Raw genomic sequence first — 14,822 nt, 5'->3', positions numbered from 1 at the left:
AACAATGACGGAGATAAAAATGACCTATTCACTGCGTAAATTGGCCCTCGCCGCTGGCTGCATGCTGTTCGCTGGCCAATTGCTGGCCGCCGACGAGCCCAAGCGCCCGGAATGCATCGCCCCGGCCTCGCCTGGCGGTGGTTTTGACCTGACCTGCAAACTGGCGCAAAGCGCGCTGGTGAACGAAAAGTTACTGAGCAAACCAATGCGCGTCACCTACATGCCAGGCGGCGTAGGTGCGGTGGCCTATAACGCAGTGGTGGCGCAGCGCCCGGCAGATGCCGGCACGCTGGTGGCGTGGTCCAGTGGTTCGCTGTTGAACCTGGCCCAGGGCAAGTTCGGTCGCTTCGATGAAAGTGCCGTGCGTTGGTTGGCAGCCGTGGGCACCAGCTACGGTGCCATCGCCGTAAAAAGCGATTCGCCTTATAAAAACCTCGACGACTTGGTACAGGCGCTGAAGAAAGATCCGAGCAAAGTGGTCATCGGCTCAGGCGGCACCGTGGGCAGCCAGGACTGGATGCAAACCGCGCTGGTCGCCAAGGCTGCTGGCATCAATCCGCGCGACCTGCGCTATGTGGCACTGGAAGGCGGTGGTGAAATTGTCACCGCATTGATGGGCAACCATATCCAAGTGGGCAGTACCGATATCTCCGACTCCATGCCGCATATCCAGAGCGGCGACATGCGCTTACTGGCGGTGTTCTCCGAGGAGCGCCTGGACGAGCCAGAAATGAAGGACATTCCTACGGCGAAGGAGCAAGGCTACAACATCGTCTGGCCAGTAGTACGAGGCTTCTACCTCGGGCCAAAAGTCAGCGATGAAGACTACGCCTGGTGGAAAGCCGCCTTTGACAAGCTGCTGGCTTCCGAAGACTTCGCCAAGCTGCGCAACCAGCGCGAACTGTTCCCGTTCGCCATGACAGGACCTGCGCTGGACACCTACGTGAAGAAACAGGTGGCTGACTACAAAGTGCTGGCCAAAGAGTTCGGCCTGATTCAGTAATCGCCCCTTGTTCGCGCGGCCACGCCTTTGTGCATCAGGGGTGTGGCCCAGGAGTTTTCCATGCTCTTACAACGCATTTTTGCCGCCACGCTGTTGCTTGCCTGCGCCGGCCTGGCCTTGATGGCCTGGCCGTATCAGGCGGCATTTTCCTACGAGCCGGTCGGACCTCGCGCCTATCCGCTGTTGATGCTCGGCCTGATGAGCCTGGCACTGATCTACATGTTGTTCCGCCCTCAGCCCACCCAACACAAGGACGACGAGCCACCGCTGGACCGCGCGACCCTGATCAAAATCGGCCTATGCGTGGCACTGCTACTGGTATTTGCCGGCACCTTCGAGCCGCTGGGCTTCATTCTCAGCAGCATACTGATCGGTATACCAATGGCTCGGTTATATGGCGGTCGCTGGTTGCCCAGCGTGGTGATTATCACGTTGATGAGCGTCGGTCTTTATCTGCTGTTTGATAAAGCCATGGACGTACCCCTGCCCCTCGGCCTGCTCGACGTTCTGGAGAACTGATATGGATACGCTTGGCTATTTGGGCCAGGGGTTCGGCGTTGCGCTGACCCCTTACAACCTGGTGACCGCATTGTGCGGCACCCTGATCGGTACCGTGGTCGGCCTGTTGCCGGGCCTGGGGCCGATCAATGGCGTGGCGCTGTTGATCCCCATCGCCTTCGCGCTTGGGCTGCCGCCTGAGTCAGCACTGATATTGCTGGCGGCCGTGTACCTGGGCTGTGAATACGGTGGCCGTATCAGTTCGATTCTGCTGAACATCCCGGGCGAAGCCTCGACAGTAATGACCACCCTCGACGGCTACCCGATGGCGCGTAAAGGCCTGGCAGGCGTGGCACTGTCGTTGTCGGCATGGAGTTCGTTCATCGGTGCACTCATCGCCACTTGCGGCATGGTGATGTTTGCTCCCCTGCTGGCTAAATGGGCGATTGCCTTTGGGCCTGCGGAATATTTCGTATTGATGGTGTTCGCGATTGTCTGCCTGGGCGGTATGGCCGGTGATAAACCGCTGAAAACCTTTGTCGCCGCCTTGATCGGTCTTTTCCTGTCGGCGGTGGGTATCGACGCCAACAGCGGCGTGTATCGCTTTACCGGTGACAATATCCACCTGACCGACGGTATCCAATTTGTGGTGCTGGTCCTGGGCCTGTTTTCCATCAGCGAGATCCTGTTGCTGCTGGAAAAAACCCACCATGGCCAGGAAGCCGTCAAGGCCAGCGGGCGCATGATGTTCAACTTCAAGGAAGCAGCGTCGGTATTCGTAGTCAATATTCGCTGCGGCGTGCTGGGCTTCATCATGGGTGTGCTACCGGGCGCCGGCGCCACCCTGGCCAGCGCCGTGGCCTACATGACCGAGAAACGGATCGCCGGTGCCAGCGGCACCTTCGGCGAAGGTGACAAACGTGGCCTGGCCGCACCGGAAACCGCCATCGGTGCTGCCGCTTGCGGCGCACTGGTCCCCATGCTGACCTTGGGCGTACCCGGCTCAGGCACTACCGCGGTGATGATCGGCGCGTTGTCGCTGTACAACATTACCCCCGGCCCACTGCTGTTCCAGCAACAGCCGGACATCGTCTGGGGCCTGATCGCTTCGTTGTTTATCGCCAACGTCATGCTGGTGATCCTCAACATCCCGATGATCCGCATCTTCACGCGCATCCTTGCCGTGCCAAACTGGGCGCTGGTGCCGGTAATCGCCATCATCACCGCAATTGGGGTGTACGCGGTTCACGCCACCACCTTCGACCTGTTCCTGATGATTGGGATCGGCATCTTCGGCTATATTCTGCGCAAGCTGGACTTCCCGCTGTCGCCGGTGCTGCTGGGCTTTATCCTCGGTGGCCTGATGGAGCAGAACCTGCGCCGGGCGCTGTCGATTTCCAACGGCGCGTTGGAGATCCTGTGGTCCAGCCCAATCACCTTCGGTGTGTGGGTACTGACCGCAATCATGTTGCTTGTGCCGGTGCTGCGAATCTGGCGTAAACGTGCCCTGCAGCGTCGTGCCGTGGCCGATGTCTGAGGCCACCTTTAAACAATGGTGGGCAACACCGCTGGTCGGGCTGGCCGGCGGTTACCTGGCCAGCCTCATCGGCTGGCCTTTGCCATATATGGTTGGCTCGTTACTGGCGATCATTTTGGTGCGCTGCCTTACACCGTGGCAGTTGGCGGAAATTCCCGGCGGGCGCAAATGCGGCCAATGGGTGGTGGGCGTCGGCATCGGGTTGCACTTCACCCCGGTGGTGATCGAACAGGTGATGAGCCACTTCGGTCTGATTTTCTTCGGCGCGCTGATCACCAGCCTGTCGAGCATCGTCGGCGTGTGGTTGATGCGCCGCAGTGGCGAAGACCGCGCCACTGCGTTTTTTTCCAGCATGCCGGGCGGCTCCGGCGAAATGGTCAACCTCGGCGCACGTAATGGCGCGGTGCTCAGCCGTGTTGCGGCGGGGCAGAGTCTGCGCGTGCTGGTGGTGGTGCTGTGTGTGCCGGCGATCTTCAAGTATTTACTCGAAGGCGGTGCACCGCAGTTTCATCCAGCGCCGGTGAGCTGGCCCTGGCTGGCAGTGTTATTTCCGATGGGGGCGCTGGTAGCCTGGGGCTGGCAGCGTTTGCGCCAACCGAACCCGTGGTTGTTCGGGCCGCTGTTGGTCAGCGCCACCGCCAGTGTTGTGTGGGATTTGCATATCGGCCTGCCCGATGGCGGCAGCCAGATCGGCCAATGGCTGATCGGCAGCGGCTTGGGCTGCCACTTCAACCGTCAGTTCTTTCGCCGGGCACCGTCGTTTATGGCGCGTACGCTGATCGGTACGGCGTTGACCATGGCGCTGGCGACGTTGGCAGCGGTGGGCTTGAGCGCCATGACGCAGTTGGACTTGCGCTCACTCACCTTGGGCATGATGCCCGGCGGCATTGCCGAAATGAGCCTCACCGCCGAGACCTTGCAATTGTCGGTGCCATTGGTGACAGCGATGCAGGTCATGCGCTTGTTGTTTGTGCTGTTTCTGGCAGAGCCGTTGTTCAGGCATTGGAATCGCCAGCCAGACAAGATCTGAGGCCTGACGCATATTAAAAAGTGGGAGCCGGCTTGCTCGCTCCCACACTGAATATTGGTTGGGCTTTAGACCGGCGGCAACCGCCACTCGATCGGCGTCTCGCCATTTTGCTCAAGAAACTTGTTGGTGCGGCTGAAATGCCCACAGCCCAAGAACCCCCGATAGGCCGACAACGGCGACGGGTGCACCGACGTCAGCACCAGGTGCTTGGTCGCATCCACCAGTTTTTGCTTGCTTTGCGCATGGGCGCCCCACAACAGGAACACCAGGTTCGGTTGATGCTCGCTGACCACTTCAATAATCCGGTCGGTAAAGAACTGCCAGCCCTTGCCCGCATGCGCGTTGGCATTCGCGCGTTCCACGGTCATGGTGGTGTTGAGCATCAGCACGCCCTGGTCGGCCCAGCTTTGCAGGCAACCGTGGCTGGGGATATCGATGTTCAGGTCGCGCTTGAGCTCTTTGTAGATATTCACCAGGGAGGGCGGCGTCGGCACGCCCGGCTGCACCGAGAAGCACAAACCGTGGGCCTGGCCAGGGCCGTGGTAAGGGTCCTGGCCGAGGATCACCACCTTGACCCTGTCCAAGGGCGTTGAGTTGAGCGCATTGAAAATCAGCGGGCCCGGCGGGTAAATCTCTTTTCCGGCGGCGTGTTCCTGGCGCAGAAACTCGCGCAGCTCGGCCATGTAGGGCTTGTCGAACTCATCCCGCAGGGCGTGTTTCCAGCTAGGTTCGAGTTTGATACGGTCGCCTTCGGTCATGGTGTGTTCGTCGCGTAAAAAAAGAATGGGCGAACCCTAGGAAAGCCGACCCCGCTTGTCAATTGATCTGACACACAACCGGCACTTTCCCACGGAGCGATCATACTGATCTTTCACTTTCTCGATTGAGGTCACGATGAACCTGCACTTCGAAGAGCTGACCGGCAGCGACGGTGCCCGCATCGGCATCGCCAGCCTGGACGCTGAAAAGTCTCTCAACGCACTCTCCCTGCCAATGATCCTGGCCTTGAGCGAACGCTTGGATACGTGGGCCAAAGACCCACAAATCGTCTGCATACTCTTGCGTGGAAATGGCGCCAAAGCCTTCTGCGCCGGCGGCGAAGTGCGTAGCCTGGCCCAGGCTTGCCGCGAACAACCCGGCGTGGTGCCACCCTTGGCGGCAGAGTTTTTTGCTGCGGAATACCGCCTCGACTACCGCCTGCACACCTACCCCAAACCGCTGATCTGCTGGGGCCACGGTTATGTGTTGGGCGGCGGTATGGGCCTGCTGCAAAGCGCGGCGGTGCGCATCGTCACACCGAGCAGCCGTTTGGCGATGCCCGAGATCAGCATCGGCCTGTACCCGGACGTGGGCGCCAGTTGGTTCCTGTCGCGCCTGCCCGGCAAACTTGGCTTATTCCTTGGCCTCACCGGCGCGCACATCAACGGTCGTGACGCCCTGGACCTGGGCCTGGCCGACCGTTTCCTGCGCGATGACCAACAAGACGAACTGATCGAAGGCCTGCTGCAACTGAACTGGCAGGAACAAACCGCCATGCAGCTCAACAGCCTGCTCAAGGCGCTGACCCAGGAAGCGGTCAGCCAACAACCCGAGGCGCAATGGCTGCCCCGCCGTGCACAGATCGACGAATGGCTGGACGTGGGTGATCTGCGCTGTGCCTGGCGCGCGTTGAGCTCATTGCGCGACCACGCCGACCCGCTGTTCAGCCGCGCCAGCAAGACCCTCAGCGAAGGCTGCCCGCTGACAGCCTACCTAGTGTGGGAACAGATCCAGCGCGCCCGGCACCTGTCCCTGGCCCAGGTGTTCCAGATGGAATACACCCTAAGCCTGAACTGCTGCCGCCACCCCGAGTTCGCCGAAGGCGTGCGCGCGCGGTTGATCGACAAGGACCAGACGCCCCACTGGCACTGGCCGGATATCAGTGCAGTTCCTGAAGCCGTGGTCGAAGCGCACTTCCACAAGGCATGGGAAGGCCGACATCCGTTGGCGGATTTGTCCGACGTCTAACGGTGACCACCACCGTGGCCGCCACCATGCCCGCCGCCGCGGTTGCCGCCTTGGTTATGCCCACCGCCATTGCCCCACCGGTTGCCGCCCCAACCTTGGTTCGGATACGGCCGGTAACCAGACCTTGGGTAATAGCCGGGCGCCGGACGGTAATAACGCGGCGCCGGATAGTAACGCGGTGGTGGCGCGTAGTAGCCGCGCCCATACAGATAGGTGGGGCCACCGCCGTAGTAATAGGCCGGCGCCGGTGCGGTGTAGACCTCGGAGCGATAGTAGGTGGCGCCGCCATCGTAATAGGGCACACACGCAGACAGGGTCAGGCCGAATAAAGCGCTAAGAAGCAATCGTCGATACATGGCGGCCTCCTGGACCGCTTGAGAGCACCTTCAGCGACGCTGAAGGGCGGCATTCGTCTTTCATTGAATGACGAAATATCTGACATCAAAAACCGAATCTGGTGCGTTCTGGACACAGGCTGAAACATCTGTTTCAGACGAAGCGAGCGCTTCATTGCAGTGCGCCAGCGCACCAGCACAAAGCACCCCAAGCCCCCAGCCCATCGCCCCCCTCGTTCAAACCCTCGATCTAAACGCTCGCGGCCTACTTGGCACGACTCTCGCTTTGACTAACCCGTGCAGGATTCATCACAGGTTCGCGGCACCACAATTTGCAATGGCTGACTAGGGTTCCGGCTCGCGTGATGCGAGTGGCTGGTCCGAGAGTTGGCGACCTCCAGTTGAGGTTACACGGCGGGATAAAAGCCCGGGAGACAAGCCACCGTTCACGGTGCCGCGTTGCTCCCTGCCCGCCCACGATCAACTGGAGAAACCCCATGCCAACACCCCGTTTACCCGCCCTGCTCGCCGCCGCTTTCGCCGCCGTGTTGAGCTTCCAGACCCAAGCCGCCAGCAAAGACCACTTCAGTGTGTGCTGGACCATTTACGCTGGCTGGATGCCGTGGGAGTACGCCGGCAGCCAGGGCATCCTCGACAAGTGGGCCAAGAAGTACGGCATCAAGATCGACATGGTGCAGCTCAATGACTACGTCGAATCCATCAACCAATACACCGCCGGCCAGTTCGATGGCTGCACCATGACCAACATGGACGCCCTGACCATCCCCGCCGCCGGTGGCGTGGACAGCACCGCGCTGGTGGTCAGCGACTTCTCCAACGGCAACGATGGCGTGGTGATCAAAGGCACCGGCAAGACCGTGGCCGACCTCAAGGGCATGAACGTCAACCTGGTGGAACTCTCGGTGTCCCACTACCTGCTGGCGCGTGCGCTGGAATCGGCTGACCTCACCGAAAAAGACCTCAAAGTAGTCAACACCTCCGATGCCGACATCGCCGCCGCCTTCAACACCGATCAGGTGCAAGCCGTCACCACCTGGAACCCGATGCTTTCCGAGATCAAGGCCAAGCCCGGTGTCACGCAAGTCTTCGACTCGAGCAAAGTGCCCGGCGAAATCATGGACATGATGGTGGTCAACACGCAAACCCTCAAAGACAACCCGGCCTTGGGCAAAGCGCTCACCGGTGCGTGGTTTGAAGTGGTCGCGTTGATGAACGCCAAAAACGCCGCCAGCACCGAAGCCCTGGAACACATGGCCAAGGCCAGCGGCACCGACCTCAAGGGTTTCCAAGCGCAACTGGACACCACCAAGCTGTTCGCCACGCCCAAGGAAGCCCTGGACTTCGCCACCAGCGCACAATTGCCCGCCACCATGCGCAAGGTCGCGGAGTTCTCGTTTGAACACGGTCTGCTCGGCGAAGGCGCCAAGGACACCAACGCCGTGGGCATGAGTTTCGCCAACGACGTGACCAGTGGCGACAAAACCAACCTCAAGCTGCAGTTCGACCCCCGCTACGTGCAGATGGCCGCCGACGGCACGCTGTAAGAGGACCCGGCCATGCGCCTGATCAACCGTCACCCGCAACGCGCAAGCCATCTGTTGTTGGTAATCCTGCCGTTCGCCCTGCTGCTGTTCGCCTACTTCGTGGGCTCGGCCGAGCGCCTGGCGGACAACCCCAACGACAAGCTGCTGCCCAGCGCCGTACAGATGGGCGAGGCCATAAAACGCCTGGCGTTCAGCGCCGACACGCGCACCGGTGAGTACGTGCTATGGCAGGACAGCGCGTCGAGCCTGCGCCGCCTGGCCATCGGCTTGGGGATAAGCGCCCTCGCCGGCCTGTGCCTGGGGATTGCCGCCGGTACGCTGCCGCTGTTTGGCGCGCCGTTGTCGCCGTTGCTCACGGTGCTGTCGATGGTGCCGCCGCTGGCGATCCTGCCGATTCTGTTCATCGTGTTTGGATTGGGGGAGTTGTCCAAAGTGATGCTGATTGTGATCGGCATCACTCCGGCACTGGCGCGCGACCTGGAACAACGCGCACGGGAAATCCCCATCGAGCTGCTGGTGAAGGCGCAGACCCTCGGCGCCTCTACCTGGACCTTGGTGCTGCGCGTGGTGTTGCCGCAACTGCTGCCGCGCCTGCTGATTTCGCTGCGGCTGATGCTCGGCTCGGCGTGGCTGTTCCTGATCGCCGCCGAAGCCATCGCCTCCACCGACGGCCTGGGCTACCGGATTTTTCTGGTACGCCGCTACCTGGCAATGGACGTGATCCTGCCTTACGTGGTGTGGATCACCCTGCTCGCCTGGCTGATGGACTGGGGCTTGAAAACCCTCACTCGCCGTGCATTCCCCTGGTACGAAGGAGCGCGGGCATGAGTTTTATCAGCGTCAACAATGTGTGGCAGCGCTACGGCGACCAAGTGGTGCTGGAGGGCCTCAACCTGCACGTCGACGAGGGTGAGTTTTGCACGCTGGTCGGCACCTCCGGTTGCGGAAAATCCACCTTCCTGCGCCTGCTGTTGGGCCAGGAAACCGCGAGCAAAGGCCAGATCCTGCTGGACGGCCACGCCCTCGTCGCCGAGCCGGATGCCAGCCGTGGCGTGGTGTTCCAACGCTACTCGGTGTTCCCGCATTTGACCGTGCTCGACAACGTCGCCCTGGGCCTTGAACTGCCGCATTCACCGAGGCTGGGCCGGCTGTTCGGCAAAGCCAAAAAAAACGCCAGGGAACAGGCGGCCGCACAGCTGCATAAAGTCGGCCTCGGCCACGCCTTGGACAAGTACCCGGCACAGCTCTCCGGCGGCATGCAGCAACGCCTGGCCATAGCCCAAGCCCTGATCATGAAGCCCCGCGTATTGCTGCTGGACGAACCCTTCGGCGCCCTCGACCCGGGCATTCGCAAGGACATGCACCAGCTGTTGCTGGCGCTGTGGCGCGAAACCCGGCTGACCGTGTTCATGGTCACCCACGACCTCAGCGAAGGCTTCAGCCTCGGCACGCGCTTGCTGGTGTTCGACAAGGTGCGCCTCGACCCCCACGCCCCCGGCGCTTACGGCGCCCGTATCACCTACGACATCCCTTTAAACAGCGCGCGCCGCAAAGCGCTCGCCGTCGAACTTGGAGCCACAGCCCAATGACCGATTCCACTCAGTTGTTCCCGCCATTCGCCGAAGAAATGCTGCCCGGCGGCGGTCACCGTTCCTTCGTGCTCAAGCGCGGCCAATTACTGCGCCTCACCGACATTCGTGGCGGCGCCAACGTCAGCCTGACGCTGCTCAATGCCAATGAAAAAACTGAGCGCCTGAACCTTCCCGACAGCCTCAAATGCCAACACACCGCCAAGCTCACCCGCGGCCACTGCCTGTACTCGGACATGGGTCGCGTGCTAGCCGCCATCACCGCCGACACCTGCGGCTGGAGTGACAGCATCGGCGGGGTGTTATGCGCCGCCGAGGTGGCCGAAAAATACGGCCAGGGCCGCTACCAAGAACTGCGCAACGGCTTCTACCGCAACGGCACCGACAACCTGCTGGTGGAATTGGGCAAGTGGGGCCTGGGGCTTTGCGACCTGTTGATGACCCTCAACCTGTTCAGCCGCGTCAGCGTAGACAACGACGGAGGTTTGCACTTTGTGCCGGGCAATTCCAAGGCCGGCGACTCCATCGAGCTCTACGCACCAATGGACACGCTGGTGGTGCTCACCGCACTGCAACACCCAATGGACCCCAACCCCGAGTACGCCCCACAACCGCTGAAACTGAGCTGGATGAACGCTGACCCCAGCGTCGCCGAACACTGCCGTACGTCGCGTCCGGAAAACACGCGCGGCTTTATCAACACCGACCGCCTGTTCGCCTGAGGAACTGCCATGTCTATCGCACTGAAACAACCCGATGCGCCGGTGTACCGCGCGACCATTCCCGCCGGCGAGCCGTGGCTGATGGAGGTCAAGGCCGGCCAGACCCTGCGCATCCTCGACCTTGAGGGCAACCAGGCCGTCGACACGCTGTTTTACAGCCTCAAAAACCCCAAGGAACGCTACGACGTGCAACGCACCCTGCGCCGGCAAAACAGCGTGTACCTGAGCACCGGCAGCGTGCTGTATTCCAACCTCGGCCAGCCGATGCTGACCATCGTCGACGACACCTGCGGGCGCCACGACACCCTCGGCGGCGCCTGCGCGCAAGAGAGCAACACCGTGCGCTACGCCCTGGAAAAACGCTACATGCACAGCTGCCGCGACAACTACCTGCGCGCCTGTGTCCACGATGGCCGCCTGGGTAAAAGCGACATCGGGCCGAACATCAATTTCTTCATGAATGTGCCGGTCACCGCCGACGGTGGGCTGACGTTCGAAGACGGCATTTCCGCGCCCGGCAAGTACGTTGATTTACGTGCGGAGATGGACGTGATCGTGCTGATCTCAAACTGCCCGCAACTTAATAATCCGTGCAACGGCTACAACCCAACCCCTGCGGAGTTACTGGTATGGAACTGAATATGAAGCGGCTGCGTAGATGGTTGTTTGCCTTGTGCCAGGCCCGCGCCGGGCAGTGCCTGCAAAAACAATGAAGGTTCCCTGTAGGAGCTGGCTTGCCTTCGACGGCGTTTAATCAGCCAATAAATAAGGTGACAGACCCACCGCCATCGCGGGCAAGCCCGGCTCCCACAGTTGATCACCATCAACTTCAAAGATTTGCGCCATGGACGACCCTGGCGCGTACCCCCACATGCGGGACGGCCCGCAGGGTTTTGCCATGTTCGAAAAACTGTTGATTGCCAACCGTGGCGCCATCGCCTGTCGCATCCTGCGCACCTTGCGCGAGCTGCAGGTCAAGGGCGTCGCCGTGTACGCCGAAGCCGACGCCGCCAGCCTGCATAGCCAGCAAGCCGACGAGGCCTACAGCCTCGGTGAAGGCGCGGCGGCGGCTACCTATCTGGCGGTGGATAAAATCCTCGCCACCGCCAAGGCCTGTGGCGCCAAGGCCATCCACCCCGGCTACGGCTTCCTTTCGGAAAACGCCGCCTTCGCGCAAGCCTGCGAAAGCGCCGGTATTGCCTTCGTCGGGCCGACGCCTGAACAGTTACGCGTATTCGGCCTCAAACACACTGCCCGCGCGTTGGCCAAGCAACATCAGATCCCCTTGCTGGAAGGCACCGAACTGCTCGACAGCCTCGACGCTGCGTTGTTGGCGGCCAACACGGTGGGCTACCCGGTGATGCTCAAGAGCACCGCCGGCGGTGGCGGTATCGGCATGCGCGTGTGCCGTAGCGCGGCCGAGTTGGGCGAATCATTCGAGGCGGTCAAACGCCTGGGGCAGAACAATTTCAGCGACGCCGGTGTATTCATCGAGAAGTACATCCAGCACGCTCGCCACCTGGAAGTGCAGGTGTTCGGCGATGGCGCAGGTGACGTGATCGCCCTCGGCGTGCGCGACTGTTCCGTGCAGCGGCGCAACCAGAAAGTCCTCGAAGAAACCCCGGCGCCGAACCTGCCAGACGGCATGGCCGAGGCCCTGTGCGCGGCCGCCATCACCCTGGCCAAGGCCGTAAATTACCGCAGCGCTGGCACCGTTGAGTTTATCTTTGATAGCGCTGATGGCCGCTTCTACTTCCTCGAAGTGAACACGCGGTTGCAGGTGGAGCACGGCGTGACCGAGCAAGTCTGGGGCGTGGACCTGGTGCGCTGGATGGTGCTGTTGGCGGCAGGCGAAATGCCGCCGTTGAATACCTTGGATTTGAATCCCCACGGCCATGCGATTCAGGCACGGCTGTATGCGGAAGATCCGGGCAAGGACTTCCAGCCGAGCCCGGGGCTGTTGACTCGCGTGGACTTCCCGGTTGCCGAAGGCCTGCGAATCGACACCTGGGTAGAAGCCGGTTGCGAGATCCCAGCGTACTTCGACCCGATGATCGCCAAGCTCATCACCTGGGCGCCGACCCGCGAACAGGCGCGCCTGGATTTGCATCAGGCGCTGAGCCACAGCCAACTCTATGGCGTGGAAACCAACCGCGATTACCTGCGCCAGATCCTGCTTGCCGAGCCCTTCGCCAGTGGCCGGCCGTGGACGCGCTGCCTGGAAAACCTGGTCTACACCGCCGACACCTTTGAAGTGCTCAGCGCCGGCACGCAAACCAGTGTGCAGGACTATCCAGGCCGCCTCGGTTATTGGGCGGTCGGCGTACCGCCATCCGGCCCGATGGACAGCCGTGCGCTGCGCTTGGGTAACCGTTTGCTGGGCAATAACGACGGGGCGGCGGCGCTGGAAATCACCATGAGTGGGCCACTGCTGCGCTTCAATTGCGAGGCGGTTGTGGCGGTGACCGGGGCGGATATTCCACTGCAATTGAATGACCAGGCAGTGCCGATGAATACCGCGCTGTTGATTGAGGCGGGGGCGGTGTTGAGCCTTGGCACTATCGCCGGTAGCGGTGCGCGCAGCTATTTGTGCCTGCGTGGAGGGCTGCAAGTGCCGGACTACCTGGGCAGCAAAAGCACCTTCACGCTGGGCCAGTTTGGTGGGCATGCTGGGCGCGCTTTACGGGCCGGTGATGTGTTGCATCTGTTGCCATTGGCAGACGTCAACGCCGGGCAGCAACTGGTTGCTGAACCACTGACTGGGGTACGCACGCTGCGGGTCATTTATGGCCCGCACGGTGCGCCGGAATATTTCCTGCCTGAGTACATCGGCACCTTCTTCGCCACCGAGTGGGAAGTGCATTTCAACTCCAGCCGCACCGGGGTGCGGTTGATCGGGCCGAAGCCTGAATGGGCGCGTACGGACGGCGGCGAAGCCGGGCTGCATCCGTCGAATATTCATGACAATCCTTATGCGATTGGGGCGGTGGATTTTACTGGGGATATGCCGGTGATCCTCGGGCCGGACGGGCCGAGCCTGGGTGGGTTTGTGTGCCCGGTGACGGTGATAGAGGCGGACCTGTGGCAGTTGGGGCAGTTGAAGGCGGGAGACAAAATCAGGTTCGAACCGGTGGATCTCAAGACCGCACGCGACCTCGCCCTGAAATGGGACCAACTGTGGGAGCCGGGCTTGCCCGCGATGCAGACGGCTCGGTGTGTCAGTCAAACCGCGGTGATGCATTCGCGAGCAAGCCCGCTCCCACAGTTGATCGAGTCGCCAGTGGTGTTGGACATCGGTGAAGATGACACCCGGCTCGTCGCCCGACTCGCCGGTGACACCCACCTGCTGCTGGAAATCGGCGCGCCTGAACTCGACCTGGTGCTGCGCTTTCGCGCCCACGCCCTGATGCAAGCCCTGCAAACCCGCGCCCTGCACGGCGTGATCGACCTGACCCCGGGCATCCGCTCGCTGCAAATTCACTACCAACCCGAACAACTGCCCCTGGCCGACCTGCTGGCGCTGATCACTACCGAATGGGCCACCGTGTGCGCCACGCAAAACCTGCAAGTGCCGTCGCGCATCGTGCATTTGCCGCTGTCGTGGGACGACCCGGCCTGCCAACTGGCCATCGAAAAATACATGACCACCGTGCGCAAAGACGCGCCGTGGTGCCCGAGCAACCTGGAGTTCATTCGCCGTATCAACGACCTGGCGAACCTCGATGAAGTACGCCACACCGTGTTCGACGCCAGCTACTTGGTGATGGGTCTGGGCGACGTCTACCTCGGCGCGCCGGTGGCCACGCCGCTGGACCCACGCCACCGCTTGGTGACCACCAAATACAACCCGGCCCGCACCTGGACCGCCGAAAACTCGGTGGGCATCGGTGGTGCCTACTTGTGTGTGTATGGCATGGAAGGCCCTGGCGGTTATCAGTTTGTGGGGCGCACGTTGCAGATGTGGAATCGCTATCGGGAAGTGGCAGCGTTTGACGGCAAGCCATGGTTGCTGCGCTTCTTTGATCAGATTCGTTTTTATCCGGTGACGGCTGATGAGCTGGTGCAGATCCGCCGTGACTTCCCACTGGGGCGCTTTGCCCTGAGCATCGAGCACAGCCAGTTGAACCTCGCGGATTACCAGGCTTTTCTGGCGCGCGAAGCGTCGAGCATCGGCGCCTTTCGTGAGCATCAGCAGCACGCCTTCAATGCCGAGCGCGAGCGTTGGATCGCCAGTGGCCAGGCGCATTACGACAGTGGAAAACTGGTTGCGCCAATCGGCGAAGACACGCCGCTGCTGGCCAATGAGGTCAGCGTCGACAGCCCTCTCGCCGGCAACCTCTGGCAGGTTCAGGTGGCCACGGGTGATCAAGTGTCGACCGGCGACGTGCTGGTGGTTCTTGAGTCGATGAAGATGGAAATCCCGGTGGTCGCGCCCTTCGCCGGCACCGTGCGCGATATCCCGGTGCAACCCGGCAGCAGCATTGGCGCCGGGCAACGGGTGATGGTGCTGGAACGTGACTGACTTTTCTTTTTCAA

The 14,822-nt window shown here is 61.7% G+C and carries 13 protein-coding genes and 1 riboswitch; of the genes, 11 read left to right on the top strand and 2 right to left on the bottom strand.

Features of this window, described 5'->3' with window-relative positions; translation table 11 throughout:
* Nucleotides 1–19: 19 nt before the first annotated feature.
* The 4 genes from FW764_RS10405 to FW764_RS10390 are packed head-to-tail and all read left to right on the top strand — an operon-like array spanning nt 20 to nt 4,068.
* The gene (locus tag FW764_RS10405) at nt 20–1,003 is read left to right on the top strand and encodes a Bug family tripartite tricarboxylate transporter substrate binding protein (RefSeq protein ID WP_083359661.1); all 984 of its coding nucleotides are present in this window, start codon (nt 20–22) and stop codon (nt 1,001–1,003) included.
* A gap of 60 nt (nt 1,004–1,063) precedes the next feature.
* Nucleotides 1,064–1,522 (top strand): tripartite tricarboxylate transporter TctB family protein, encoded by a 459-nt coding sequence (locus FW764_RS10400; protein WP_446433860.1) that lies wholly within the window; start codon nt 1,064–1,066, stop codon nt 1,520–1,522.
* 1 nt (nt 1,523) lies between these two features.
* The gene (locus FW764_RS10395) at nt 1,524–3,038 is read left to right on the top strand and encodes a tripartite tricarboxylate transporter permease (RefSeq protein WP_446433859.1); all 1,515 of its coding nucleotides are present in this window, start codon (nt 1,524–1,526) and stop codon (nt 3,036–3,038) included.
* On the top strand, nt 3,031–4,068 hold the full coding sequence (locus FW764_RS10390) for an AbrB family transcriptional regulator (RefSeq protein ID WP_446433858.1): 1,038 nt from the start codon (nt 3,031–3,033) through the stop codon (nt 4,066–4,068). The genes FW764_RS10395 and FW764_RS10390 overlap by 8 nt, the downstream gene beginning before the upstream one ends.
* A 65-nt stretch (nt 4,069–4,133) precedes the next feature.
* Here FW764_RS10390 and ung read toward each other — a convergent pair whose 3' ends face one another.
* A complete protein-coding gene (gene ung / locus FW764_RS10385; RefSeq protein ID WP_446433857.1) occupies nt 4,134–4,826 on the bottom strand; it encodes a uracil-DNA glycosylase in 693 nt (230 codons plus the stop codon).
* 136 nt (nt 4,827–4,962) lie between these two features.
* Here ung and FW764_RS10380 point away from each other — a divergent pair, with 136 nt between their 5' ends.
* Complete coding sequence (locus FW764_RS10380) at nt 4,963–6,075, top strand: enoyl-CoA hydratase/isomerase family protein (RefSeq protein WP_446433856.1); 1,113 nt, start codon at nt 4,963–4,965, stop codon at nt 6,073–6,075.
* On the opposite strand, the gene FW764_RS10375 is transcribed toward FW764_RS10380, so the two are convergent.
* Nucleotides 6,072–6,431 (bottom strand): hypothetical protein, encoded by a 360-nt coding sequence (locus FW764_RS10375; RefSeq protein ID WP_446433855.1) that lies wholly within the window; start codon nt 6,429–6,431, stop codon nt 6,072–6,074. The genes FW764_RS10380 and FW764_RS10375 overlap by 4 nt on opposite strands.
* A 313-nt stretch (nt 6,432–6,744) precedes the next feature.
* Nucleotides 6,745–6,846: riboswitch (guanidine-I (ykkC/yxkD leader) on the top strand.
* Nucleotides 6,847–6,907: 61 nt separating this feature from the next.
* On the opposite strand from FW764_RS10375, the gene FW764_RS10370 reads away from it, so the two are divergent.
* From FW764_RS10370 to uca, 6 genes are all read left to right on the top strand, one after another.
* Complete coding sequence (locus FW764_RS10370) at nt 6,908–7,975, top strand: putative urea ABC transporter substrate-binding protein (RefSeq protein WP_446433854.1); 1,068 nt, start codon at nt 6,908–6,910, stop codon at nt 7,973–7,975.
* Between the two features lie 12 nt (nt 7,976–7,987).
* On the top strand, nt 7,988–8,803 hold the full coding sequence (locus FW764_RS10365; RefSeq protein WP_446433853.1) for an ABC transporter permease: 816 nt from the start codon (nt 7,988–7,990) through the stop codon (nt 8,801–8,803).
* On the top strand, nt 8,800–9,564 hold the full coding sequence (locus tag FW764_RS10360; RefSeq protein WP_446433852.1) for an ABC transporter ATP-binding protein: 765 nt from the start codon (nt 8,800–8,802) through the stop codon (nt 9,562–9,564). The genes FW764_RS10365 and FW764_RS10360 overlap by 4 nt, the downstream gene beginning before the upstream one ends.
* Nucleotides 9,561–10,286, top strand: a complete 726-nt coding sequence (locus FW764_RS10355) for an urea amidolyase associated protein UAAP1 (protein WP_446433851.1) — start codon at nt 9,561–9,563, stop codon at nt 10,284–10,286. Before FW764_RS10360 ends, FW764_RS10355 begins: the two co-directional genes overlap by 4 nt.
* Before the next feature lie 9 nt (nt 10,287–10,295).
* Complete coding sequence (locus tag FW764_RS10350; RefSeq protein WP_446433850.1) at nt 10,296–10,925, top strand: urea amidolyase associated protein UAAP2; 630 nt, start codon at nt 10,296–10,298, stop codon at nt 10,923–10,925.
* 259 nt (nt 10,926–11,184) lie between these two features.
* Nucleotides 11,185–14,808 (top strand): urea carboxylase, encoded by a 3,624-nt coding sequence (uca, locus tag FW764_RS10345; RefSeq protein ID WP_446434178.1) that lies wholly within the window; start codon nt 11,185–11,187, stop codon nt 14,806–14,808.
* Nucleotides 14,809–14,822 lie beyond the last annotated feature (14 nt).

It is taken from the genome of Pseudomonas sp. 1152_12 (genome assembly GCF_052850675.1).
Note: the sequence above shows the minus strand (reverse complement) of the source record. Positions and strands in the feature narration are given on the sequence as shown.

Coding starts and splice junctions, on each gene's coding strand:
- FW764_RS10405 (WP_083359661.1), top strand. CDS start 20: ATGACCTATTCACTGCGTAAATTGGCCCTCGCCGCTGGCTGCATGCTG.
- FW764_RS10400 (WP_446433860.1), top strand. CDS start 1,064: ATGCTCTTACAACGCATTTTTGCCGCCACGCTGTTGCTTGCCTGCGCC.
- FW764_RS10395 (WP_446433859.1), top strand. CDS start 1,524: ATGGATACGCTTGGCTATTTGGGCCAGGGGTTCGGCGTTGCGCTGACC.
- FW764_RS10390 (WP_446433858.1), top strand. CDS start 3,031: ATGTCTGAGGCCACCTTTAAACAATGGTGGGCAACACCGCTGGTCGGG.
- ung (WP_446433857.1), bottom strand. CDS start 4,826: ATGACCGAAGGCGACCGTATCAAACTCGAACCTAGCTGGAAACACGCC.
- FW764_RS10380 (WP_446433856.1), top strand. CDS start 4,963: ATGAACCTGCACTTCGAAGAGCTGACCGGCAGCGACGGTGCCCGCATC.
- FW764_RS10375 (WP_446433855.1), bottom strand. CDS start 6,431: ATGTATCGACGATTGCTTCTTAGCGCTTTATTCGGCCTGACCCTGTCT.
- FW764_RS10370 (WP_446433854.1), top strand. CDS start 6,908: ATGCCAACACCCCGTTTACCCGCCCTGCTCGCCGCCGCTTTCGCCGCC.
- FW764_RS10365 (WP_446433853.1), top strand. CDS start 7,988: ATGCGCCTGATCAACCGTCACCCGCAACGCGCAAGCCATCTGTTGTTG.
- FW764_RS10360 (WP_446433852.1), top strand. CDS start 8,800: ATGAGTTTTATCAGCGTCAACAATGTGTGGCAGCGCTACGGCGACCAA.
- FW764_RS10355 (WP_446433851.1), top strand. CDS start 9,561: ATGACCGATTCCACTCAGTTGTTCCCGCCATTCGCCGAAGAAATGCTG.
- FW764_RS10350 (WP_446433850.1), top strand. CDS start 10,296: ATGTCTATCGCACTGAAACAACCCGATGCGCCGGTGTACCGCGCGACC.
- uca (WP_446434178.1), top strand. CDS start 11,185: ATGTTCGAAAAACTGTTGATTGCCAACCGTGGCGCCATCGCCTGTCGC.